Origin of the sequence: Undibacterium sp. WLHG33 (assembly GCF_049544815.1) — a bacterium.
Classification (GTDB): domain Bacteria; phylum Pseudomonadota; class Gammaproteobacteria; order Burkholderiales; family Burkholderiaceae_D; genus Undibacterium.
Genome location: NZ_CP186697.1, coordinates 583,702 through 605,350 on the forward strand (window position 1 = coordinate 583,702; position 21,649 = coordinate 605,350).

A 21,649-nucleotide genomic window follows, 5' to 3' on the forward strand; every position below is an offset into this window, starting at 1 on the left:
CCATGATTAATGTTTTCGTATTACACAACGGACGGCTGAGCCAGATCAATATCGAAAATCGTGCCGATCTTGAAAATACCTTGCCGGTGTGGGTCGATCTGACTGATCCGAATGAAGAAGAGCGCGAATGGGTCAAGAGTATCTACGGCGTGACGTTACCGGGCGAAGACGAAGTCAAGGATATTGAAGCCTCTGCGCGGTATTACGAAGCGGACAGCGGCGATCTGCATTTGCGCACCGATTTTCTGATCGACGAAGACGAAGATGATGAACCTGCGCGCACGGTGACAGTTGCATTCATTCTGGCGCGCGATATTCTCTTTTCTGTACACAATACTGATTTGCCTGTGTTCCGCCTCGTGCGCATGCGTGCCCGTTCACGTCCCGGTTCTATCAACGATTACAAAGATGTGCTGCTGGACTTATATGCGACCGATGCCGAGTATTCCGCGGATGCACTGGAAGGTATATATCAGAATCTGGAAGACGTCAGCCGCGCTGTGTTGCAAAAAGAATTCAGCGATCAGGACGCAGCCGCAGCTCTGAACTCAATCGCCCAGGAGGAAGATCTGAACGGGCGCATTCGCCGCAATATGATGGATACGCGGCGTGCCGTCAGTTTTCTGATGCGCGGTCGTTTGCTGAATGCGGATCAGTTTGAGGAAGCGCGCCAGATTCTGCGCGATATCGAATCGCTGGACGGTCACACCTCATTTTTGTTCGATAAGATTAACTTCCTGATGGACGCCACCGTCGGTTTCATCAATATTAATCAGAACAAGATCATCAAGATATTCTCTGTCGCCAGTGTGGCTTTCCTGCCGCCGACCCTGATCGCCAGTATCTACGGCATGAACTTTAAAGGCTGGTTTCCGGAACTCGACTGGGAACTTGGCTATCCATTTGCTCTGCTGCTGATGCTGGCATCGGCGATTACGCCGTTCTGGTATTTCCGTCGTCGCGGCTGGTTAAAATAAACGCAGTGGCATCAGGACCGGGGCAGTCTGATGTGCAGCCCTCAGATGTGTGCGTCAGCGACCGCGTCAGGATTGTCAGTTCGCTGGCGCCATCTTCACAAGTGTGAAGTATCGGGGTGCGGTATCAGGGTGGAGGTGTCTGCCAGCGTTGCTCTATCCGCGCATAGGTTCCGTTGGCTCTGATGGTCAGCAAACCGCTGTCGAGCAACTGTGCGTAGCGCGCGGCACCCGGCCAGGTTTTTGAAAAGCTGACAAACAACTTGTCTTCGAGCACGACACCGACCTGCTTGATCTTACCCTTAAACTCTTGCGGATGCGTGACACTGAGGTGATCGGCAACTCTGGTATAGACCAGCGAATAATCGGACCTGCCTCGTAATAATTTACGCAAATTCGACAGATCTGATGGCGCTGTTTCACGCACAATGCCGGCGTTGTTTTCAATCTCGCTGCCATAGGTATAACCATGTGTGAAGCCGATCTTATGTCCGCGCAGCTCCTGTCGGCTGACTGTTGTCGAAGGATCGTCTGCCCGTGCATAAATGCCGATAACGGCTTTGAATATCGGTTCTTTGTGGAAGATAAACAGCGACGCGAGTTTGGCGTCCTGCAAGCTGTCGAAGCATCCCAGTGCTTGTCCTGTCTGCGCCAGCATCAGACAGCGTGAATACGGGGCAGGAGTAAACCGGACCTGAATGCCGGAGGCCGCATAAGCTGCCTCAATAATATCGGCGGCAAAACCGCGTATCCTGCCGTTTTTGGCTCCTGAGTAGGGATACCAGTCATCCTCACCAATCAAAGTGATTGTTTCAGCTCGCGCTGCCACTATAGCGTTGCCGCTCAGGAGAATGAGCAACAGCAGCAGACGCGTCAGGTATGCTGTGAAGTTGTTTGCACTACGGATAGTCATGCAAATGTAGTCGGAGATCAGTCTTACTTATCATATTGACGCATATTGGCTGATTTCGCTAAGACTTTGCCTGTATTTTCTGTACTTTGTACGTATTTTTACAACCTTCGCAAAACCAGGTGTTTATTTTGTTAACGGATGCCGGTAAAGCGTGTTACTGCGGCAGCTTTCTGACGGCAGGAAAATTATTAATTCCGGGTAATGTAAGAGGCACTCCGCGACGGTGATGCGGAGTGTGTTCCGGGAAGGCGATGATACTCAGCTCAACTGTGGTAGTTTTCTGTGAGAATCTGAAGTCGTGGCAGATGAAAATCTCGGTGCCGCCTTTGTTCTGGATCTGATCGCATCCGACGAACGCTTGGACGATTGCTCGGTCCTGTGGTCGAGTTTAAATACAGATAATGCATTAACCAGAGTGGTGGTCTGGACTTCCAGGCTGGAGGCCGCTGCAGCTGCTTCTTCGACCAGCGCGGCATTCTGTTGCGTGACTTCATCCATCAGTGTGACCGCATCATTGACTTGTAAGATGCCGGAACGCTGCTCTTGAGATGCGGAAGCGATTTCACCGATCACGCTGGTGACTTTTTCAGAGGTGACGATGATTTCCCGCATAGCGTTGCCGACCGTGCCGGTCAGCGCAGCACCAGTCTGAATTTTACGCATCGATTCATCGATCAATTGCTTGATTTCTTTTGATGCAGAAGCACTGCGCTGAGCAAGATTGCGGACTTCCGATGCAACGACTGCGAAGCCGCGCCCTTGCTCGCCAGCGCGCGCTGCTTCTACTGCGGCATTCAGTGCCAGAATATTGGTTTGAAATGCGATGCCCTCAATGATGCCGGTGATTTCTATCATGCGCTTCGATGAGTGGCTGATGTCCTCCATCGTCGCAACCATCTGCTCTGAAATTCTGCCGCCATCGCTCGCCACGCGCAAGGCATCGCTCGCCATATTGCTGGCCTGACTGGCGTTTTCCGAGTTTTGCGATACGGTTGAGGCAAACTCTTCCATACTGGCAGCCGTTTCCTCCAGAGACGAGGCCTGCGATTCCGTACGGCTTGATAAATCCATATTGCCAGCAGCAATTTCTTTGGTCGCAATACTGATTTTTTGTGAATTTTTACGTACGTCACCGACAATCGAATGCAGATTTACACGTAACTGACGCAGCATCCGTAATATTTGTCCGAGATCATCGGTGCGCGTGGTGTTGATTTCCCCTGTCAGGTCACCACCTGCCATGATTTTGCAGGCCTCAAGCGCTCGCTTGCTGGGAACCGTGACTGCTCTGTGAAAGTTATACCAGGCAGAGAATGCGCTGAATGTCGCGAGCAACAGAAACGCACTCAACCAGCGGATTTCACTTTCCTGATCAAACTTCACGAAGTTGCAGATCAGTGCGAACAACGAAGAAAGTAGCATCAGCGCGGCTGTCAGCGCGAGATGATGACTGACGGAAAATCTGAAACTGGAACGTAATCTGGCGCTGAGACTGTTACTGACGGCTCCACCCTGATGCAGACGAATATTGTTAGGATTACCGTTCTTCAGCTCGGCGTATAGTTTACTGGCGTCGCTTATCTGCTTGGGAGATGCTTTGGTGCGCACAGACATATAGCCGACAGCTTTGCCATCCTCTATCACTGGTGTGATGTTGGCGCAGACCCAGTAATAGTCGCCATTTTTGCAGCGGTTCTTGACGATACCGGTCCATGGTAAGCCCGATTTTACCGTGGTCCATAAATCAGCAAAGGCTTCGACAGGCATGTCCGGATGACGCACGATATTTTGCGGTGCGCCCAGCAGTTCATCCATCGTGAAACCACTGACTTCAATGAAATACGGATTAGCGTAGGTGATGTTTCCTTGTAAGTCGGTCGTGGAGACGATCGATTCTGTCTCACTGATCAGATACTCGTTCTGAGTGACTGGCATATTTAAACGCATACTATTCCTCTATTATCTGAGCGGCTTGAATACTCACATCTTGTTTGATTCAACATAAATTCGCAGCAGCTTCATTAGCTGCGAATGAGATGCGGGTGAAATGTTCAACATCAGTCTGCTTGGCCGGTAAAAAACAGGTACAACAGCTGGCATCAAAGCCGGAATAGCTAAGCAGGCAATATGCATCAAAAACGTCACTCAACTTACGCGAGTGAACAAAGCATGATCAACGATAGAAAATGTTTGTTTTTTGACTTTACGCCAAGAAAATATACCAGACAATAAGTAAATTTTCTGGATGTAAAAATGAAGTTGCTCGACGGATATATTACAGCGCATGGCTCGTCTTTTCTGTCATTCTCAACCATCAGTATGGCAAATGAAATGCAGGTTTTTGTTATATCAGGGCACCCTGAAATAAGCTGAAGCCAGGCAGAAAAAATCCTCTGCTAACCTTGTTCCGGCGGGAAAACTGTAATACACACATCGCTATGCGTAAAGTTAAATACTGTTGCAGAAAGGACGGGGCTGGTCAGTAAAAGTAATGCTTTTTCATAGAGAAAAACGTTGTTATTTTGCGGGGTACAAGTATTGCCAGAGTTAACTTTAATTAACTATTCAGCACGGAAAATGGACTCGATGAAGGGGAAACAACAATATCCTCTGACTGCGATACAAGCTGACTTAGCTGCTGAACTTTGTACCGGAATCATTTCACAAAACGGGAACCTTCATACATGCGCCTGCCAGCACGAAATGCTGCCAGCAGGCGCATGTAGCAAGGGAGACTTTAATGTGCTTCTTCCCAGTTTTTTCCTATACCGACTTCCGCCAGCAAGGGTACGTTCAGCTGTGCCACATTTGCCATCAGTTCCGGCAGTTTATTGCGTATCAGATCCAGTTCGGATTCCGGAACTTCCAGCACTAGTTCGTCATGCACCTGCATGATCATTTTTGATTGCAGGCGTTCTTTTTCGAGCCAATTCTGGACTGCGATCATGGCGAGTTTAATCAGATCGGCAGCCGTGCCTTGCATAGGTGCATTGATCGCCGCGCGTTCAGCAGCCTGACGGCGCGGGCCGTTAGGACTGTTGATTTCTGCCAGCCACAGGCGGCGTCCGAACACGGTTTCAACATAGCCGTGTGCCTTTGCTTTGGTGCGGGTGTCGGCCATGTACTGCGCAACGCCTGGATAGCGCTGAAAATATTTGTCGATATAGCTTTGTGCCGCTGCACGTTCTATGCCGAGATTACCGGCGAGTCCAAATGCGCTCATACCGTAAATCAGACCGAAATTAATCACTTTCGCGTAGCGCCGTTGCTCACTCGTGACATCATCAAGTGCGACACCAAAAATCTCAGCGGCTGTTGCTTTATGTACGTCTTCGCCATCGGCAAAGGCTTTCAGAAGACTGGCATCACCGGAAATATGCGCCATGATGCGCAATTCAATCTGCGAATAATCGGCGGAAATAATGACATGGTCGGGAGCCGCGATAAAGGCTTCGCGGATACGGCGTCCTTCGGCGGTACGTACAGGAATGTTCTGCAGATTAGGATCGTTCGATGCCAGGCGGCCAGTGACCGCAACGGCCTGCGCATAGTTGGTGTGCACGCGGCCTGTTTGCGCATTGACCATTTTCGGCAGCTTGTCGGTATAGGTCGATTTGAGTTTTGCGAGCCCGCGGTATTCCAGCAATACTTTGGGCAGCGGATAATCTTCGGCCAGTTTTTGCAAAACTTCTTCATCCGTTGAGGGGGCACCGGACGGTGTTTTTTTGATGACGGGTAAGCCCAGTTTGCCAAAGAAAATTTCACCGAGCTGTTTTGGCGAATTCAGATTAAACGGTTGTTCTGCGAGTGCGTAGGCGTTTTGTTCCAGCTCCAGCAAACGCTTACCGATTTCATTCGACTGAGCGTTGAGTAAGTCTTGATTGATCAGGACGCCGTTGCGTTCTATTTTTTGTAATACGACCGAAGTGGGTAATTCTATGTCGTGATAAACGCGTTGCAAGCTGGCGTCTGCTTCGATTTCTGGCCACATCGCCAGATGCAATTGCAGTGTGATGTCAGCATCTTCTGCGGCATAGTCTGTTGCACGCTGCAGATCCACCTGATCAAAACAGATTTGCGCCGCACCTTTGCCGCAGACGTCTTCAAAACTGATGGTTTTTTTGCCGAGATGGCGCAGCGCAAGGCTGTCCATGTTATGCGATTTATGCGACTCAAAAACATAAGACTCAAGCAAGGTGTCGTGGACGATGCCGCGCAGCGCGACGCCATGATTTGCAAAAATATGCGTATCGTATTTCAGGTTTTGTCCGACCTTGGCTTTGCTTTCATCTTCCAGCCATGGCCTGAGTTTTTCCAGTACCAATTCGCGTGGCAATTGTGCCGGGGCATCAGCATATTGATGTGCTACCGGGATGTAACAGGCATGACCAGCTTCGCAACACAGAGAAATTCCGACCAACTGCGCTGTCATCGGTTCTAGCGAGGTGGTTTCAGTATCGACTGCAGTCAGGCTGGCGTTATTGATACGGGTGATCCAGGCGTCAAGCTGGGTTTCGGTTAATACAGTTTCGTAATTGCTGATAACAGCCGCAGGCATTGCGCTGTCATCATTGAATAAGCCCGCCTGTGCAGGCGTATTACCTGAACCAGCAGCGGCTTTTGGCGTTGCGCTTAACGGTGTCGCGCCCGCCGTTGCATCGCCGGATAATTCACGTAACCAGGTCTTAAAACCGTAGCGTTTGTAGAACGCCAGCATCGCTTCTTTGTTTTCTTCCTGTGCGACCAGCGATTCATCGATAGAAATATGGTGTGCTGATAAATCGCAGTCTGTTTTGACCGTGATCAGTACACGGCCCTGTGGTAACCAGTCTAATGCCGCACGCAGGTTATCGCCGACCACGCCTTTGATTTTATCTGCATTGGCGATCACTCCGTCGAGAGTATCGTATTCAGTTAACCATTTGACCGCTGTTTTGGGGCCGCATTTGGTCACACCGGGAACGTTATCGACGGTATCGCCTATCAGTGTCAGGTAATCAATGATGCGACCGGGTGGCACACCGAATTTTGCGAGTACACCTGCTTCGTCAAGCTTCTCGTTGCTCATAGTGTTGATCAGGGTGACGTGGGGATTGACCAACTGAGCGAGATCCTTGTCTCCGGTTGACACGATGGTATTCAGACCGCGTGCGGTGGCCTCGACAGCGAGTGTACCGATCACGTCGTCGGCTTCGACGCCTTCGACCATCAGGATAGGCCAGCCCATGGCTTTGACGGCCTCGTGTATCGGTTCTATCTGCAGGCGCAAATCATCAGGCATGGCCGCACGTTGTGCCTTATATTCGGGATACAGGTCATCACGGAAAGTTTTGCCTTTTGCATCAAATACGCAAGTCATGTATGCTGCCGGATAATCACTGCGCAAACGGCGTAGCATGTTGATCATGCCGTAGATGGCGCCGGTTGGCTCTCCTTGCGGATTACGCAGATCGGGCATGGCGTGAAAGGCTCGGTACAGATAACTTGAGCCATCGACTAATAACAGGGTATTTTGCATATGAACGGAAACGGAAACAGAAAAGATGTGACGAGGTTGCGCCAGATTATCGACCGCGATAAGGCAACCGCCTTAAAAGCACGTGAATCGTGGCATATGTTCACGATTATGGCAGAGTTTATCGAGTCCACCGAGCGCCTTTCGACGATACGCCCGGCCGTGACTATTTTTGGTTCAGCCAGAACCAAACCGGACGACAAATACTATCAGCTCTGTGTGGACCTTTCCCGACGATTGTCGGATCAGGGTTTTGCGGTCATTTCTGGCGGAGGCCCCGGCATTATGGAAGCCGCGAATAAAGGTGCCTATGAAGGGGCTTCTCCATCGGTGGGACTGAATATCGAATTACCGCACGAGCAGCGCACGAATCCGTGGCAAAACATCAGCCTCAGCTTCCGTCATTTTTTTGCACGCAAAGTCGCGTTTGTGAAATACGCCGATGCGTATGTTGTGTTTCCTGGCGGCTTTGGCACGATGGATGAAGTCAGCGAAGTGTTGACTCTGATTCAAACCGGCAAGACGCGGCATATTCCCGTGATTCTGGTGGGAACGAGTTTCTGGAGTGGTCTGCTGGAATGGATCCGGGTGCAGATGGTCGGCAATGGCATGATTGCCCCGGAAGATATGAATCTCGTGCATCTGATCGATGAACCGGCAAACATTGTCGATGCGATTTTTGCCTTCTATGAAGCACGTGATATCGAGCCTTCCGAAGATGAGCGGCAACGTATGTTGTACCTGTAATAATCGGCCATGAAATTTCTTGCGGAAATAAGTCAGACAGAACAATGCAATGAAACAGAAAATAACGGATATATCAAATAAGCCGCAGCGGAGGATATGGCCGATGAGCGCACTATTACTGGCGATGTACAGTATGAGCGCCGCGGCGCAGACGCACTGCGTACAATTGGACAACGATGCACAGCGACTCGCCTGTTACGATCAGTTGCATAACAGGAACAAGAATGCCACGGATGCAAATGCCGTGAATTCTGTGCCTGCAATGACGGCGGAAACAGTTGTTTCACCTGTTGCACCGCTTCCCGTTGTGGCCGAAAGTGAGGCGTCGCGCTCGTTTCTGAGTGAGCGGGTGGATGGCTTAACTGAGCGCTGGGATCTTGATCCGTCGAATAAAAATCCAAGGTTTTTACCGCGTTTGTATAAGCCCGTGTACATTCTGCCGGTGGCTTACAGTAGCCGGATCAACAAAGCGCCTTACTCGCCGACACCTGGTCATCAGTCCGATGCCATTGGCCTGAGTCCTGCTGAAGCGAAATTCCAGTTGAGCTTTAAATCCAAAATCTTTGATGGTTTGCTGGGTGACAGAGCGACGATCTGGGGCGGTTATACGCAATCATCGCGCTGGCAGGTTTACAACGACGATTTGTCACGGCCATTTCGTGAAACAAATTATGAGCCTGAACTGATGGCTGTATTTTCCACGCCGTTTGAAGTGATGGGCTGGCATGGGCGCATGGCGTCGGTTAGCTTAAATCATCAGTCGAATGGCCGTTCCCTGCCTCTGTCGCGTAGCTGGAACCGCGTGATCGGCGAAGTTGCCGCCGAGCGTGGAGACTGGAGTATCAGCCTGCGCCCCTGGTGGCGTATTAAGGAAGCCGTCGGTAATGATGATAATCCGGGCATTGAAAACTATATTGGCCGTGGAGAAGTATTACTGACACGTAAGACAGGTGAACATATTTTCACTTTTCAGGGGCGACACAGCCTGCGCAGTGGAAAAGAATCGCGCGGCTCTGTGCAACTGGAATGGGCATTTCCGCTGGTTGCTGGTTTGCATGGATATGCACAGATATTCAGCGGTTATGGCGAAAGTCTGATTGACTACAATTTTCGCCAGAACAGGTTTGGTCTCGGTATTTCCCTGGTCGAGTGGCGTTGATAAAAAAGCCCGTCAGCCAACAGCCACGGGCACTTTTTATTGCTGAGTAAGAAAACTGCGGATTCAGGCGACATTCACCAATATCAGGCCGAGCAAGGCAGGCAGCGCCTGAATATAGAGTATCTTTTTGCTGGCGGTCGCCGCACCATACACACCGGCGAGCAGAACACAGCCGAGGAAAAATACTTTTACATCATGCCCGGCAGTTCCGAGGCTGAGTCCCCAGAACAGGCCCGCGGCAAGAAAGCCGTTATACAAGCCCTGATTCGCCGCCAGCACTTTTGTCACTGCTGCGGATTCTTTGGTTTGCCTGAAGGCTTTCATCCCCGCAGGTTTGTCCCATAAAAACATTTCCAGTATCAGGATATAGACGTGTAACAAGGCGACCAGACCGACGATGATGTTTCCTAATAAAGCCATGCGTATGCTCCTTTTTTCTTATAAATGATGACGACAATGAAGACTCAGATTGTTCTGATGTCAGTCCAGCCAGTTTACCCGGCTGAATTTGTTTTTAAACTCTTCCGGCATAGGAACGACTTTTCCGAGTTGGTAATTGAAAAATACAAAACCTGATTTTGCCATTGCTACCAGCGCCTGATCGGCAGGGCGACTGATACGGAAAGTGATGTCCCCGCCATATTTATTAAAGTCCATCACGCCGACTTCAAACAGCAACTGGTCACGCGCATGTCCCTCGGCTTTGTAAGTGGTCGCCAGATCCGTGACGATGATACCGACACCATCCTGCGCTGTTTCCCGGATACCGAATTCAAAAAGAAAACGCGCACGCGCTTCGGAAATCATCGAAATCATGGAATCGTTACCGAGATGATTGGCGCCGTTGATATCGGTCACGCGAACGGTGAGTTGTGTGGAGTAATAGTACTGGTCTTCTGGGAAATGCAGTTGCAGGCGAGCCATGGGAATTTGAAAAAGAGATAAGAGATAAAGTCTGATTGTGGCCGTTCTCAGGCTGTATTGGACGGCTTGATACCTTATCTGGCTTTGTCTGCCAGCCTGCCCAGAAAAAGAAAACGGCTGTCTGCCACGGTACTTGCACTCATGCTTTGGCAGGCACCGTCAGCGGTTTTTCGATAACAGTACGGGGCGCAGATGTTTGCCAAGGATAGTCAAACCCGCTTAAAATGGCGGTTTTGCGGGCGTAGTTCAATGGTAGAACGGCAGCTTCCCACGCTTCATACGAGGGTTCGATTCCCTTCACCCGCTCCAATAAAATCAATAGCTTAGCTGGTTTTGTTCGGTGCCCGAGTTCCGCAATTCTATAAAAGTTCCGCAAAACTATCTTCTCAGGCTTTCTTATAGTCATGTATCACATGGCAGATTTAGGCCGCCTCTCCTCTCGTATTATTTCCGAGCGAGCCCTTTTTGGTAGGCAATATTTCCGTCTCGTTTTCCAACAGATAAAACGAGTACAACAATCTCTTTATCCTTAACTTGATACACAAGCCGATAGCCAATAGTTCTGAGTTTGATTTTGTATAAGTTTTGACCACCGCTGACGCTTGCACTCGGCACATGAGGTTGCTCTAAGCGTTCGGCCAATTTCTTTTTAAATTGTGTTTTTACGGCACCATCCAATTTATCCCACTCTTTTTTTGCATCAGGGTGAAATTCAAGTTCATAGGTCATCTAACTTAACCTTTATTGATTTCTTCCCATCTGATAAGCGAGCTTCAGCAACACGACGTAATTCTGCATCTTCCAAAATGCTATGAATTTTTTCCCAAGCACCAGCAGTGAGCATGTATCCAACAGGCTTATTTCTATTCAAAATAGCAACTGGCTTATTGCCGGATGCTTCCAGCACAGCGGTAGGGTTTGCCTTTAATTCGCTAATTCCAACGGATGACGGAGCGAGTATAGCTTCCATGATTAACACCTTTAAATGATCTTTTAAATGACCTAATAGTAGCACTTTTAAGTGCACAAGTGCACCTCCCTTTATTTGCAGTCATTTTGTTGGGGAGACGATCTTCCCACGACGCAGATAATGTCGTTTGGTCGTTTTTACGCTGTCATGCCCTAATAGATCACTCGCCGCTTGATCGCCTCTGGCTTCAGATGTATCGTCAGCGGCTTTTGCTCTTAAATCATAGAACCAGAAATTTTTGATCGCTTGCTCAAGGTCAGGATTTGCGGCGGTTGCCAGTTGCCTTGCTTCCGTAAAATGATTTCGAAGAACTGCCGGAGTCATTCTCTTTCCGTGTTCGTTGACGAGTAGGGCATTAGTAACAATGTTGAATTCATTCTTCCGTAATTGAATTCGCTTTATCGTTTGCTTTAATTTTCCGGAAATCACGATGCGCAAAGGTTGTTTCGTCTTCTCCTGCTCAATGATCAAATATCCGTCAACTATGTCATCTTCAGTCATAGACAGAGTGTCGCCCGGACGCTGCCCAGTCAGGTAAGCTAAATCCATTGCATCGCGCAGAGATTGGCTTCCTTGCATATAAACTGCGTTGAACAAATCATCTGATACATAGACCGTGCGCTTATCAAGTGAATGGCCGCGAATACCTTCACAAGGATTTTGTGCATCGGTATAACCCCAACCACGTGCATGATTGAAGATGTTGGAAAATAAGCGCTTACAGCGATTGGCAGTTGTAGGTTTATCTCGATGTTTGTCTAAAAATTTCCGGATATGCACTGGTCGAATTTGATCTAAAGGAGCTGTTCGAAAATATGCCTCAACATGTTGTATGTCATACCTGAAAATTTTCTGAGTATTTTTTGCTAGTTTTGGTAGCTCGTCTTTTTTATAGCGATCAATTGCATCACCGAACGTTGGTGCTTGTACTTTTTCTGTAATATTCAGTTCTGCATATTTTGCGAGTGCAGATATGTAGTCACTCCCCAACGAGATTTCTCTACGAGGTTTATCCCCTGTATCAAAAAAGTAGTAAATACGTTCTCCACGAACTCGTTTACGCATGTGGGGCGGCAAATTCAAATTGGTCGTCGGCTTTCTACCCATGGCTTACTCCGTTGGATTCCATTGATGTTTCAATTTTTTCTCTTCACGCCGCCCATCTATGGCTGAGAGCGGTACGACTGGCTTTCCACAGGCATTGATGAAGAACTGGATTCCCATTTTTCGAAGTGTTGCGACTTGTTTTGATTTAGTTTTTCGGCCAGTTAAAAGAACTAAATCATTCGCATCGAGAAATGTATTCATGATTGTTCAAATTTATTTTGAGAAATTGGATCGACGAAATCAGATTGCTTCTCAACGAAAGGATGTTGCAGCCTGCGCGGAACCCCGTCTCGTTTGAGCTTTTTAAGAACAGCGTCTGCTGACCCTTCAACGTCTAACATCACGTTGATAAGTGCCCCATAGGCAATTGAAGCAACCTCTGCAAGGTGTTCATAACTGATTTGCGCTTGCCGCTTAATGGTTTTAATACGCATCATTGGCTCTTGAACCCAGCTAAGGGCTTTGGGATAGCAACCAACAAAATACTGCCCTGACTCGGTAAGAACCTCCCACGGAATTATTCGGTCGGTGTTGTGTAGTTCCACTTCCCAGCGCACCCATGGATGCCACAACTCACCAAGCTGCATTCCCTTTTCATAAACACGTAGCATTTTTCCGTTCTTGCGCTTTCCGACATAGAACGTCCTCCCTTTTCCATCGGGCTCTATCCAATTACCGTTCTGATTGCAGGAGGGCTTATTACCACCAGCGTTAAATGCTCCCGACTGATAGAGGCTTACAGCCATATCTACCGTATGCAATCCGTCGAAATCGTCAACCGCACCATCCCAACGTGTAATTGATGCTTGCCATGTATTACGTAAATATTGAGTTACAAGGTTCCAATCGGCGACCAATGAGCATGCTTCACCTGGCAAAGAGAGAAATGCCGTTCCAGATTGACCGCCGTACGCAAACAAGGCACTACTTTCACCAAGCTGAAATGAATTTTTATAGCCGTGTAAGCCACGCTCACGGTTAATCGCTGGAGCAAACTTAGCTCCAAAGATGATGAATAGATTTTGAAATAATTCCGACAGTGAATCTGCGGAATCGAAGCGGAAAGTGCAGTTGAAATAATCAGTGATTGCAGCGTAGGGAACTACGCCATCGACTGGTTGCGGGATGAAATAGACAATTGGTCTTCCATTGCCGTTAGTACAGATAATAAAACTTTCACCTGTATTCGGATCGATCTCTGTATGAAACTTTCCCCCCGTATTACCAGACGGGGGGCAGTGCGCGGCATCTGCAGGCGCCCGCGTGGCGAACGCGCCAGCAGATGCCGCTTCTATGCCTGAATCATTAACGTAAGAAAGTTTAGGGGTATCCATACCCCTTAAGATAGAGGGTATCTATTACCCTGTCAAGGGTTTTGAAAACCCTTTTTGTTATTTTTTTAGTTCTCCGGCCGGATCGGTCATATCGCGCCGATTTTCGACTGAGACATCACCGCTGACGACCTTCCAGAAACTTCCTAATTTAAGAGCGATCTCATATCCAAGAACACGCTTTGCGATCAGTCCCTCTTCTGGAAAAAACTCTCGGACGTTAATGCCTAAGATTTCTTCATATTTTCGAAGTGTTCTTTTATTGTGGATGATTACGAGCACCTTCCAGCCAAGGTAATCACCGAGCATCATCATGCCAACGGCTTTTTCTAACTCATCGGCACTCCCGGAAAAACGATTGAGCGCGTCATTCACGATCTGCACTAATTGCTCAGCACGTTCAGGTGAATGAACATCTTTTGTTGGTGGGGTTGGGTATTTGTCTTTTCTTGCCATGGCGACCTCCTTAATCAAAACAGCATAATTGATTAAGGGGTATTCGGCAACCGTTGAAGAGATTGAGATACGGTTTGCGGCAGTCTATCCGTGGATGCGCTTTAGGCGCACCATGAAACGGCAAGGTTGCGTCCTTCGGCGCAATCTGCCCATTCGGTTCTCTCTACGGGCTATGCCCTCGGAGAATCGGCGCTATGTGCGCCGAGCAGACTCAAATCGCCTTGCTTTAGATTTTTAATCCTCTTACATCATTGCTTGCAATACGTGTTGTGAGTTTTAAGTGCTTTTAAGCAATTAAACAATTGTTTTTGATGAATAAACAAAGAATTAGAATTAGTTGAATCAATTACTACCGCGATAGTTCATTTTCAACTTATTTGCTAACTTTATGGATAGCAACGCGCACATTTTCCCTTGGGAAATGTTTTTTCAATTCCATAGTTAGCTGTTTCATGATTTCCGATAGATTTCCGTTTGGAGGTAATTCCTCTCTGAAATACACCAATGCAAACGCCCTAAAAATAGGATCAGAAAATGAATACAATCCAGAATTTGAGTCGAACCTTAAAATTTCACCATATTCTTGTGTCAGCAATTTTGGTAGGCAATTAGAAGTATTTTTTTCAGGAAAACTTGGCGTCGTTTCTTGAATTTTCTTATAAATCTCAATTCGGCTAGCACCGCGCTCTTTAAATGTAGATAAAGCCCGTAGAATAATTTCTTGATTATTGAATGCAGACTTTCTCCGAACTTTTAATGCCTTATCAAAGGTACTCCGAATACTGTCGGATGCCTCTTCAGCATACATTTTGAGTGCTGTTTCAAAAGATACTTTAGTCATCGTAAAGGGAGTCTTACATGTCTCGTGAATTCCTTCAGCATGACACATGTATAAGCAAAGATGATGGCAAACAGAAGCCAATCCATTTGAATAACGCGCTATTAAATTCTTGATTTTAAGAGGTATTATTAAATTAAGAACTTGCTCACCTTTAGCAATTATGTCCATAATTTCGGACTCGGACATTAAATCAACACGAACTTCTGCAACTCTATTTCGCATTTCAGGGTCGTAGTCAACTACTTGCCGTGCAGTATCAACAGCACCCAGAGCAATAATTTTCAAATCATTATATTCATCAGCTAAATCCATGAAGATTTTCATGAGCTGCGATAACTTGGACTTTTCAGATTCCTCGATCTTATGAAAATCTTCGAGCACCCAGCAAGATTTAGACGCACCTATGAAACGACCCAATGCTTGTCCCGTTAATTGAGGCGGCACCATTCGAAGCTCTTTAGTGCCGGCTTCTGTAACTTCATTAGCTTGAACCTTACTTTGGAGCGCTAAATAGGATGCGGAAATTTCAGCGCTTATAGTTTTTTTCTGCGCACCAGTTCTTTCACTGGTGAAGAATGTAGCAAGCTGGTCAAATGCATCCAAAATTATCTGCTCGAATTTCATACCCTTCATACATCGAGTAGTTATATGAGATTCGTAAACTTGATTTAGTTTATTAACAAGTAAAGTCGTTTTACCAGACCCAGAATGTCCATAAACAACAATTTGCTTGCCTAAAGTTGTTAATGCATTCACCAATTTATCATTAATTGATTTCCTCTCAACAAAGGCGATGCGTGCGGGCGTGCTTGGAGTGAACACCGTATTTACTTGATAAATATTCATAAATATTATTAGGTTAAATATAGATAGTATTGCATTTTGATCTATTCTAACTGCAAATAAATAGACCAAGCATCTTTATACAAAATATTCACCAAGCACACCACTCAACACTCTAAAGTCGCAATAAAATTTGAATTTGTAGATGTAATATGGCTTTAACTATTTGGATTAATTAGCAAATTTAAATGCTTGAAAAGCCTTATAGTTTAGTTCTGCTAAGGTAGGTAACAATAAGAAACGCTCGATTAGGAAATGTGAATTTGGTTTAACTGTAGCGTTCCGCAAAAATGAAAACGGAGTTATTTTAAAGGGCTAGACACTCTGTTAAAATGACGCTTTTGCGGAACTGAAACGCCGTCGAAACCCGCGTAGATATTAGAAATCTAATAGAGCTTCCCAAGCTTCATACGAGGGTTCGATTCCCTTCACCCGCTCCAGTAAATTCTTCCTTTCATTTCCCGTATGCCTGATTCCAAGCCTGCTGACAGCAGCAAACCGCTGTTTTATGATCCTACTGAGCGCCGCATTCGCAGCTTTGTGACCCGCGCCGGACGTTTGTCTGATGCGCAGGCGCGTGCGATTGAAACTCTGGGGCCGCGTTTTTGTATTCCGTATAAAAAAGAGCTACTCGATATTGACGCGGCTTTTGGCCGTCATGCGCCGACGGTATTTGAAATTGGTTTTGGCATGGGCGAAACCAGTGCCAAAATTTCTGCCGGCATGCCTGAGACAAATTTTATCGGTGTTGAAGTACACACGCCGGGAGTGGGCAGTCTGCTGAAACTGACGGATGAGATGGGTTTGCAAAACCAGCGCATTATTCAGCATGACGCAGTCGAAGTTCTGAACAATATGATTGCGCCAGCGTCTTTGCATGGTGTACATGTATTCTTTCCTGATCCTTGGCACAAAGCGCGTCACAATAAGCGCCGTCTGATACAGGGCCCAATGGTGCAATTACTGGCGTCCCGACTGGCGCCTGGCGGTTATCTGCATTGCGCGACAGATTGGGAAGATTATGCTGTACAGATGCTCGATGTATTGAGTGCTGAGCCAGCGCTGGAAAATACGGCTGACAGTTATGCGCCTCGTCCCGATTATCGTCCCGTGACTAAATTTGAAAACCGTGGCCTGCGTTTAGGGCACGGTGTCTGGGACCTGGTATTCCGTAAAAAATAATATTTGCAGTAGCTAAAATAATGGCAGCCAGTGAGTCTGAGCTGCCTTTTTTTATGCCGGTGATTTACTGATAAAACGCACCTGGAGTTTACCGAGCTGTCCGAAACGGACGCTCACATCTTCATGTAAAGGAACATCGGGGCTGCCAGCATAAGAGCCGGTAATAATGGCCTGACCTGCCTGCAAACCCTGACCACGATTACGCAGAAATTCAATCAGCCAATACAGCGGCGCACGTGCGTTAACTGCAGGATGCACGCCAGAAAATTCTTGAAATGTTCGCCCGGCAAGGCAGATTGTGATCGGCATTGTTTGCAGGTTTGCCGCATTGTCAGCGTGGATCACCGGGCCAAGATATAAGCCCTGATTAAACAGGCCATCAGCAAGATGTTCGGCAAAACTGGCCGCGTCGGGATTGCTGTAACGCGTGCCTATCAATTCCAGCGCCAATCGTGTTTCCTTTATCGCAGCATCGATTTCGGCAACCGTATAAGACGCTGCACGAGCTGGTAAATCATGCCCGAGAATAAAGGCCAGTTCCGGTTCTATGCGTGCGGATTGTTGGTCGCTCCAGACTTCGCAGGTCTCCGTTTCCTGAAAAATAGTGCTGGCATAAATCGGCGCGAGTACGACCTTGTCTGTGCCCGGCATTCCGCATTTCCATGCCGCTATTCTGTCCGCTGATTGCTGACTGACTTTCGCTTGTATTGCCAGTGCCTGATCCAGATTTTGCGGGCGACAGGATTCTGGTAATCGTTCGCCTTTGCTGCCGTTACGCCGGCGTTCGAGCAGGATAGCAGCTGCCTCAGAAATGTACTGTTGATCAGTGTGAAACGAAGGCATATGCAGATTACTCCGGTGTCATGTCAGGCGGCGTGCAGTTCGGCAATCAGTTGCAAAATTTCAGTGCCGTAGCTGTCAAGTTTTTTATCACCGACGCCGGAAATCGCGCGCAACGCAGTCAGTGTTTGCGGGGCGTTGCGGGCGATCTCGCGCAATGTCGCATCCGGAAAAATCACATATGCCGGAACATTGTGCGTGCGCGCTGTTTCGACGCGCCACCAGCGCAGTTTGTCAAACAATGCCTGTTCCTCTGCACCGAGCTCGGTTTCCGCATAGTCTTTCGCAGACTGGCGTTTATGTTTCAGCGCTTTTTCCGCTTTTTTGTACTGACGCAACTGCACTTTGGTTTCGCCGCGCAAGACCGTGCGCGAGGCTTCGGTCAGTTTCAGGGAGCTATAATTTTCATAGTCAACCGCAATCAGGCCGAGCGCAATCAGTTGGCGCAGAATCGCGCGCCATTCGGCTTCGCTTTTGTCTGATCCTATGCCAAAAGTAGATAACTGTTCGTGACGCCACTGTTGCACGCGTTCGGTATCGATACCGCGCAAGATATCGACAATGTGACCAGCAGCAAAACGCTGATCGACGCGGTAAATGGTGGACAGAATTTTTTGCGCCGCGATCGTGCCATCGAATGAGGTCGGTGGGCTGAGGCAGGTGTCACAGTTACCGCAGGGTTCGGATCGCTGGCCGAAATAATCAAGGAGTTGCACGCGGCGGCAATTCAGGGTTTCACACAGCGATAACATCGCATCAAGCTTGGCGCCCTGCACGCGTTTATACGTATCGTTGGCTTCCGATTCATCAATCATGCGGCGCTGCTGATCCACGTCTTGTAAACCGTATGCCATCCAGGCATTGGCACTGGCGCCATCGCGCCCGGCACGACCGGTTTCCTGATAATAACCCTCGACGCTTTTTGGCAGATCCAGATGAGCAACGAAACGCACATCCGGCTTATCTATCCCCATACCAAACGCAATCGTGGCACACATGACGATGCCGTCTTCCCGCAGGAAACGCGCCTGATTGCGGCTGCGCTCCGTCATGTCCATACCGGCGTGATAGGGCAGGGAGGTGATGCCGTTTTCATTCAGAAATTCGGCAGTTTCCTCCACTTTTTTGCGCGACAGGCAATACACGATACCGGCGTCACCTGCATGCTGCGCCTGTATGAAATCCAGCAATTGTTTGCGCCCGTTCGCTTTTTCGACGATCTGATAACGTATGTTCGGGCGGTCAAATGAAGACACAAACTGCAGCGCATTTTCCAGTTGCAGGCGATGGATGATTTCATCGCGGGTCTGCTGATCGGCGGTCGCCGTCAGCGCAATCCGTGGCACCTGCGGAAAGCGTTCGTGCAGTATCGACAGGCGGATATATTCAGGGCGGAAATCATGCCCCCATTGCGATACGCAATGCGCTTCGTCAATCGCAAACAAAGCGATATCGACGATTTCCAGCAATTCCAGGCAGCGTTGCGTCAGCAAACGTTCGGGCGCGATGTAGACCAGATCAAGCTCGCCGTCGCGCATTTGTTTTTCGACCGCAAGGATCTCGTCGAAACTCTGGGTGGAATTCAGAAAGGCTGCGCGCACACCGACTTCGGCCAGCGCATCGACCTGATCCTGCATCAGCGCGATCAGCGGAGACACCACGATACCTACGCCGTGACGGATCAGTGCCGGAATCTGATAGCACAGCGATTTACCGCCGCCGGTGGGCATCAGTACCAGTGCATCGCCACCGTGGACGACATGTTCTACGATATGGCCTTGTTGCGAACGGAAAGCGGGATAGCCAAAGACGGTTTGCAGCAGGTGCAGTGCCTGATCAACCGTATTGGCTGGATAACTTGCTGATGACACTGCTTAATCAACCCATTGAATCATGCCGGTATATGCGGTGATCAGAATCATGATGCCAAATGCGATGCGGTACCAGGCGAACACATTGAAATTGTGTGAGCTGATGTAGCGCAGCAGCCAGCGTACGCAAAAGAAAGCGGAAATGAATGCTGCCACAGTACCCAGACTGAACATCGGCAAATCTGCCATCGACAATTCGTTTCTGGCTTTATAGAGCGAATACACCGTGGCACCCAGCAGCGTTGGTATCGCCAGGAAAAAGGAGAATTCGGTTGCTGCTTTGCGCGACAGGCCGAACAGCATACCGCCGATGATGGTTGCGCCGGAACGGCTGGTGCCGGGGATCAGCGCAAACGCCTGCGCGATGCCGATCTTGAGCGCATCGAGTGGTGTCATGTCATCAACGGTCTGTATCCGTGCATGGCTGTCATCGTGCGTGTCTGCACCCTTCTGATTGCGTTCTACCCACAGAATAATCAGACCACCGACGATGAAGGCGAGCGCGACTGGCACCGGGGCAAATAACACCGCTTTGATGTGTTTGGAAAACAGCAGGCCAAGAATTGCGGCCGGGAAAAATGCGATCATCAAATTGAGGGTGAATTTGCGCGCTTTGGGATCACTTCCCAGACCGGACAATACCGAGGCGATTTTGGCGCGGTATTCCCAGCACACCGCGAAAATAGCACCGGCCTGAATCACGATTTCAAAGACTTTTTGCGTCTCACCGGTGAAATTCAACAGGCTGCCGGTCAGGATCAGATGACCGGTGGAAGAAATAGGCAAAAACTCCGTCAGACCTTCGACGATGCCCATGATGATAATTTTAACGGCGAGCAGTAAATCCATAGCGTTTGTCACTTGTTTAATCGATGTTGAAGCGGACGATGCTGAACCGGGCGGAAGCCGCAGTTTTAGCAGGCACGAAGCTTAACATGCCGGACGAGACTCAATTCCGGTTTTTGCCGTCCACCTGCGGGGAAACCGGAGTGAAAATGCATACTCCCCCCCTATTTTTGAATAATACGCTTAACCTCAGCGTATTTGCTGGGCTGTTTTAGATACTGGGGGGAGTATTTTTTTACTGATGTAGAGCCAGCTTCAGATACGGAAATCAATGCCGTGCAGATATTGCTACGCATGGTATCGAAATTTAATACTTAATTAAAAATTATTGTCGTTTTTGTGTGGTTTAAAGATACTTTGCGCATCTGTCGTGATTGCCTTGCTGAGTGATGCGATGGAAAAGGAATGCAGATGTCTGCAGATCATTGCCAGCAGAGGAGAGATCACCGTGCAAAAATCCGGCATACAAACCAGCGCTTCTCTGAAGCAGCAAGCAAATTCAGAGACCTATTTTCAGGATTTTCCGGAAACCGCAGAAATTGCGGCGAAGGTGCCAACGAATATGGGGCCGTATCAATTCGTCGTGAAACCATCCCGTCCGACAAAAGGTGCGGTGATGGAAGTTGATCATCAGGGTGCGCGGATTATCTCAGCGCATCTGCCTACGCCATTTGCGCGCGGACAGATACTGAGTGCCAGCATGAACGTGCGCGGTAGTGAATATTTATGCCTTGCAGCCCGGTCTGTGTCTAAGATGATTTCGAACAGCAAATGCTGGTTCGGGATTTTCCGGGCGGATGGTAAAAAAGTTTATGCAACAGTGCTCGAGCAGCAGCTTGATCTGGTCAAAGCGCACGAAGATGGTGTCTCACTTTTTTTTCTGAATGGCGACACCATGCGCATGCGCCTGATGTAATCCTTTGGGCTTGGTGTACGCCTGAGCCGACGCAGATTCCCCATGTATCCCGTTATCGGGATTCTTTACATCGTCACTCGCTGACGATGTTTTTTTATAGTCATCAGATTTGTTATCCCGAGTATTTTTTTTGCAATGCAAAGGATGCATCAGAATGTCAATCTTTTTGTCACTGGTTTGATGTAGCCGTAGTTTTCATAAGAATAGAGTTTTC

20 protein-coding genes and 1 tRNA gene are annotated in these 21,649 nt (G+C 48.4%); 6 read left to right on the forward strand and 15 right to left on the reverse strand.

Annotated elements, in window-relative coordinates:
* The first annotated feature begins 2 nt into the window (after positions 1–2).
* Positions 3–977, forward strand: coding sequence for a magnesium/cobalt transporter CorA (corA, locus tag ACOTSW_RS02660; RefSeq protein ID WP_423680852.1), 975 nt, complete (start codon positions 3–5; stop codon positions 975–977).
* 124 nt (positions 978–1,101) lie between these two features.
* On the opposite strand, the gene ACOTSW_RS02665 is transcribed toward corA, so the two are convergent.
* The 3 genes from ACOTSW_RS02665 to polA all read right to left on the reverse strand — a co-directional run bounded on the left by ACOTSW_RS02665 (position 1,102) and on the right by polA (position 7,405).
* Positions 1,102–1,887: a substrate-binding periplasmic protein gene (locus tag ACOTSW_RS02665; protein ID WP_423680853.1), complete on the reverse strand. Its 786-nt coding sequence runs from the start codon at positions 1,885–1,887 to the stop codon at positions 1,102–1,104.
* Positions 1,888–2,145: 258 nt separating this feature from the next.
* The gene (locus ACOTSW_RS02670) at positions 2,146–3,834 is read right to left on the reverse strand and encodes a methyl-accepting chemotaxis protein (RefSeq protein WP_423680854.1); all 1,689 of its coding nucleotides are present in this window, start codon (positions 3,832–3,834) and stop codon (positions 2,146–2,148) included.
* Positions 3,835–4,624: 790 nt separating this feature from the next.
* Positions 4,625–7,405 carry a DNA polymerase I gene (gene polA, locus ACOTSW_RS02675; protein ID WP_423680855.1) on the reverse strand — a complete coding sequence of 927 codons (2,781 nt, stop codon included), beginning with the start codon at positions 7,403–7,405 and terminating at the stop codon, positions 4,625–4,627.
* On the opposite strand from polA, the gene ACOTSW_RS02680 reads away from it, so the two are divergent.
* Positions 7,406–8,149: a TIGR00730 family Rossman fold protein gene (locus ACOTSW_RS02680; RefSeq protein WP_423680856.1), complete on the forward strand. Its 744-nt coding sequence runs from the start codon at positions 7,406–7,408 to the stop codon at positions 8,147–8,149.
* A 103-nt stretch (positions 8,150–8,252) separates the two neighbouring features.
* On the forward strand, positions 8,253–9,308 hold the full coding sequence (locus ACOTSW_RS02685) for a phospholipase A (RefSeq protein WP_423680857.1): 1,056 nt from the start codon (positions 8,253–8,255) through the stop codon (positions 9,306–9,308).
* 63 nt (positions 9,309–9,371) lie between these two features.
* Here ACOTSW_RS02685 and ACOTSW_RS02690 read toward each other — a convergent pair whose 3' ends face one another.
* Together ACOTSW_RS02690 and ACOTSW_RS02695 are read right to left on the reverse strand one after the other, a co-directional pair.
* Complete coding sequence (locus ACOTSW_RS02690) at positions 9,372–9,728, reverse strand: DUF1304 domain-containing protein (RefSeq protein WP_423680858.1); 357 nt, start codon at positions 9,726–9,728, stop codon at positions 9,372–9,374.
* 60 nt (positions 9,729–9,788) lie between these two features.
* Positions 9,789–10,232: a thioesterase family protein gene (locus ACOTSW_RS02695; protein ID WP_423680859.1), complete on the reverse strand. Its 444-nt coding sequence runs from the start codon at positions 10,230–10,232 to the stop codon at positions 9,789–9,791.
* 235 nt (positions 10,233–10,467) lie between these two features.
* Here ACOTSW_RS02695 and ACOTSW_RS02700 point away from each other — a divergent pair.
* Positions 10,468–10,541 (forward strand) — tRNA-Gly (locus tag ACOTSW_RS02700).
* Positions 10,542–10,676: 135 nt separating this feature from the next.
* Here ACOTSW_RS02700 and ACOTSW_RS02705 read toward each other — a convergent pair.
* The 7 genes from ACOTSW_RS02705 to ACOTSW_RS02735 form a co-directional block, all read right to left on the reverse strand.
* A complete protein-coding gene (locus ACOTSW_RS02705) occupies positions 10,677–10,961 on the reverse strand; it encodes a type II toxin-antitoxin system RelE family toxin (RefSeq protein ID WP_423680861.1) in 285 nt (94 codons plus the stop codon).
* Positions 10,951–11,202 (reverse strand): type II toxin-antitoxin system Phd/YefM family antitoxin, encoded by a 252-nt coding sequence (locus ACOTSW_RS02710; protein ID WP_186896427.1) that lies wholly within the window; start codon positions 11,200–11,202, stop codon positions 10,951–10,953. The genes ACOTSW_RS02705 and ACOTSW_RS02710 overlap by 11 nt, the downstream gene beginning before the upstream one ends.
* An 81-nt stretch (positions 11,203–11,283) precedes the next feature.
* The gene (locus tag ACOTSW_RS02715; protein ID WP_423680862.1) at positions 11,284–12,309 is read right to left on the reverse strand and encodes a tyrosine-type recombinase/integrase; all 1,026 of its coding nucleotides are present in this window, start codon (positions 12,307–12,309) and stop codon (positions 11,284–11,286) included.
* 3 nt (positions 12,310–12,312) lie between these two features.
* Positions 12,313–12,510 (reverse strand): DUF4224 domain-containing protein, encoded by a 198-nt coding sequence (locus tag ACOTSW_RS02720; RefSeq protein WP_423680863.1) that lies wholly within the window; start codon positions 12,508–12,510, stop codon positions 12,313–12,315.
* Entirely contained in the window at positions 12,507–13,643 is a 1,137-nt protein-coding gene (locus ACOTSW_RS02725) for a replication initiation factor domain-containing protein (protein ID WP_423680864.1), read from the reverse strand. The genes ACOTSW_RS02720 and ACOTSW_RS02725 overlap by 4 nt, the downstream gene beginning before the upstream one ends.
* A gap of 57 nt (positions 13,644–13,700) precedes the next feature.
* Positions 13,701–14,096, reverse strand: coding sequence for a hypothetical protein (locus ACOTSW_RS02730; RefSeq protein ID WP_423680865.1), 396 nt, complete (start codon positions 14,094–14,096; stop codon positions 13,701–13,703).
* A 373-nt stretch (positions 14,097–14,469) separates the two neighbouring features.
* Entirely contained in the window at positions 14,470–15,783 is a 1,314-nt protein-coding gene (locus ACOTSW_RS02735) for a hypothetical protein (RefSeq protein ID WP_423680866.1), read from the reverse strand.
* Between the two features lie 462 nt (positions 15,784–16,245).
* On the opposite strand from ACOTSW_RS02735, the gene trmB reads away from it, so the two are divergent.
* Positions 16,246–16,962 (forward strand): tRNA (guanosine(46)-N7)-methyltransferase TrmB, encoded by a 717-nt coding sequence (gene trmB / locus ACOTSW_RS02740; RefSeq protein ID WP_423680867.1) that lies wholly within the window; start codon positions 16,246–16,248, stop codon positions 16,960–16,962.
* 51 nt (positions 16,963–17,013) lie between these two features.
* On the opposite strand, the gene ACOTSW_RS02745 is transcribed toward trmB, so the two are convergent.
* Genes ACOTSW_RS02745 through ACOTSW_RS02755 form a run of 3 tightly spaced genes read right to left on the reverse strand, consistent with a single transcriptional unit; the run spans position 17,014 to position 20,522 of the window.
* Complete coding sequence (locus tag ACOTSW_RS02745) at positions 17,014–17,805, reverse strand: fumarylacetoacetate hydrolase family protein (protein ID WP_423680868.1); 792 nt, start codon at positions 17,803–17,805, stop codon at positions 17,014–17,016.
* 23 nt (positions 17,806–17,828) lie between these two features.
* Positions 17,829–19,673: a DNA helicase RecQ gene (recQ, locus tag ACOTSW_RS02750; protein WP_423680869.1), complete on the reverse strand. Its 1,845-nt coding sequence runs from the start codon at positions 19,671–19,673 to the stop codon at positions 17,829–17,831.
* Between the two features lie 3 nt (positions 19,674–19,676).
* Positions 19,677–20,522: an undecaprenyl-diphosphate phosphatase gene (locus tag ACOTSW_RS02755; protein WP_423680870.1), complete on the reverse strand. Its 846-nt coding sequence runs from the start codon at positions 20,520–20,522 to the stop codon at positions 19,677–19,679.
* A gap of 445 nt (positions 20,523–20,967) precedes the next feature.
* On the opposite strand from ACOTSW_RS02755, the gene ACOTSW_RS02760 reads away from it, so the two are divergent.
* Positions 20,968–21,435, forward strand: a complete 468-nt coding sequence (locus tag ACOTSW_RS02760) for a hypothetical protein (protein WP_423680871.1) — start codon at positions 20,968–20,970, stop codon at positions 21,433–21,435.
* Positions 21,436–21,649 lie beyond the last annotated feature (214 nt).

What these genes read in the sequence shown, in the direction of transcription:
- corA (WP_423680852.1), top strand. Translation starts at nt 3, where the DNA reads ATGATTAATGTTTTCGTATTACACAACGGACGGCTGAGCCAGATCAAT.
- ACOTSW_RS02665 (WP_423680853.1), bottom strand. Translation starts at nt 1,887, where the DNA reads ATGACTATCCGTAGTGCAAACAACTTCACAGCATACCTGACGCGTCTG.
- ACOTSW_RS02670 (WP_423680854.1), bottom strand. Translation starts at nt 3,834, where the DNA reads ATGCGTTTAAATATGCCAGTCACTCAGAACGAGTATCTGATCAGTGAG.
- polA (WP_423680855.1), bottom strand. Translation starts at nt 7,405, where the DNA reads ATGCAAAATACCCTGTTATTAGTCGATGGCTCAAGTTATCTGTACCGA.
- ACOTSW_RS02680 (WP_423680856.1), top strand. Translation starts at nt 7,406, where the DNA reads ATGAACGGAAACGGAAACAGAAAAGATGTGACGAGGTTGCGCCAGATT.
- ACOTSW_RS02685 (WP_423680857.1), top strand. Translation starts at nt 8,253, where the DNA reads ATGAGCGCACTATTACTGGCGATGTACAGTATGAGCGCCGCGGCGCAG.
- ACOTSW_RS02690 (WP_423680858.1), bottom strand. Translation starts at nt 9,728, where the DNA reads ATGGCTTTATTAGGAAACATCATCGTCGGTCTGGTCGCCTTGTTACAC.
- ACOTSW_RS02695 (WP_423680859.1), bottom strand. Translation starts at nt 10,232, where the DNA reads ATGGCTCGCCTGCAACTGCATTTCCCAGAAGACCAGTACTATTACTCC.
- ACOTSW_RS02705 (WP_423680861.1), bottom strand. Translation starts at nt 10,961, where the DNA reads ATGACCTATGAACTTGAATTTCACCCTGATGCAAAAAAAGAGTGGGAT.
- ACOTSW_RS02710 (WP_186896427.1), bottom strand. Translation starts at nt 11,202, where the DNA reads ATGGAAGCTATACTCGCTCCGTCATCCGTTGGAATTAGCGAATTAAAG.
- ACOTSW_RS02715 (WP_423680862.1), bottom strand. Translation starts at nt 12,309, where the DNA reads ATGGGTAGAAAGCCGACGACCAATTTGAATTTGCCGCCCCACATGCGT.
- ACOTSW_RS02720 (WP_423680863.1), bottom strand. Translation starts at nt 12,510, where the DNA reads ATGAATACATTTCTCGATGCGAATGATTTAGTTCTTTTAACTGGCCGA.
- ACOTSW_RS02725 (WP_423680864.1), bottom strand. Translation starts at nt 13,643, where the DNA reads ATGGATACCCCTAAACTTTCTTACGTTAATGATTCAGGCATAGAAGCG.
- ACOTSW_RS02730 (WP_423680865.1), bottom strand. Translation starts at nt 14,096, where the DNA reads ATGGCAAGAAAAGACAAATACCCAACCCCACCAACAAAAGATGTTCAT.
- ACOTSW_RS02735 (WP_423680866.1), bottom strand. Translation starts at nt 15,783, where the DNA reads ATGAATATTTATCAAGTAAATACGGTGTTCACTCCAAGCACGCCCGCA.
- trmB (WP_423680867.1), top strand. Translation starts at nt 16,246, where the DNA reads ATGCCTGATTCCAAGCCTGCTGACAGCAGCAAACCGCTGTTTTATGAT.
- ACOTSW_RS02745 (WP_423680868.1), bottom strand. Translation starts at nt 17,805, where the DNA reads ATGCCTTCGTTTCACACTGATCAACAGTACATTTCTGAGGCAGCTGCT.
- ACOTSW_RS02755 (WP_423680870.1), bottom strand. Translation starts at nt 20,522, where the DNA reads ATGGATTTACTGCTCGCCGTTAAAATTATCATCATGGGCATCGTCGAA.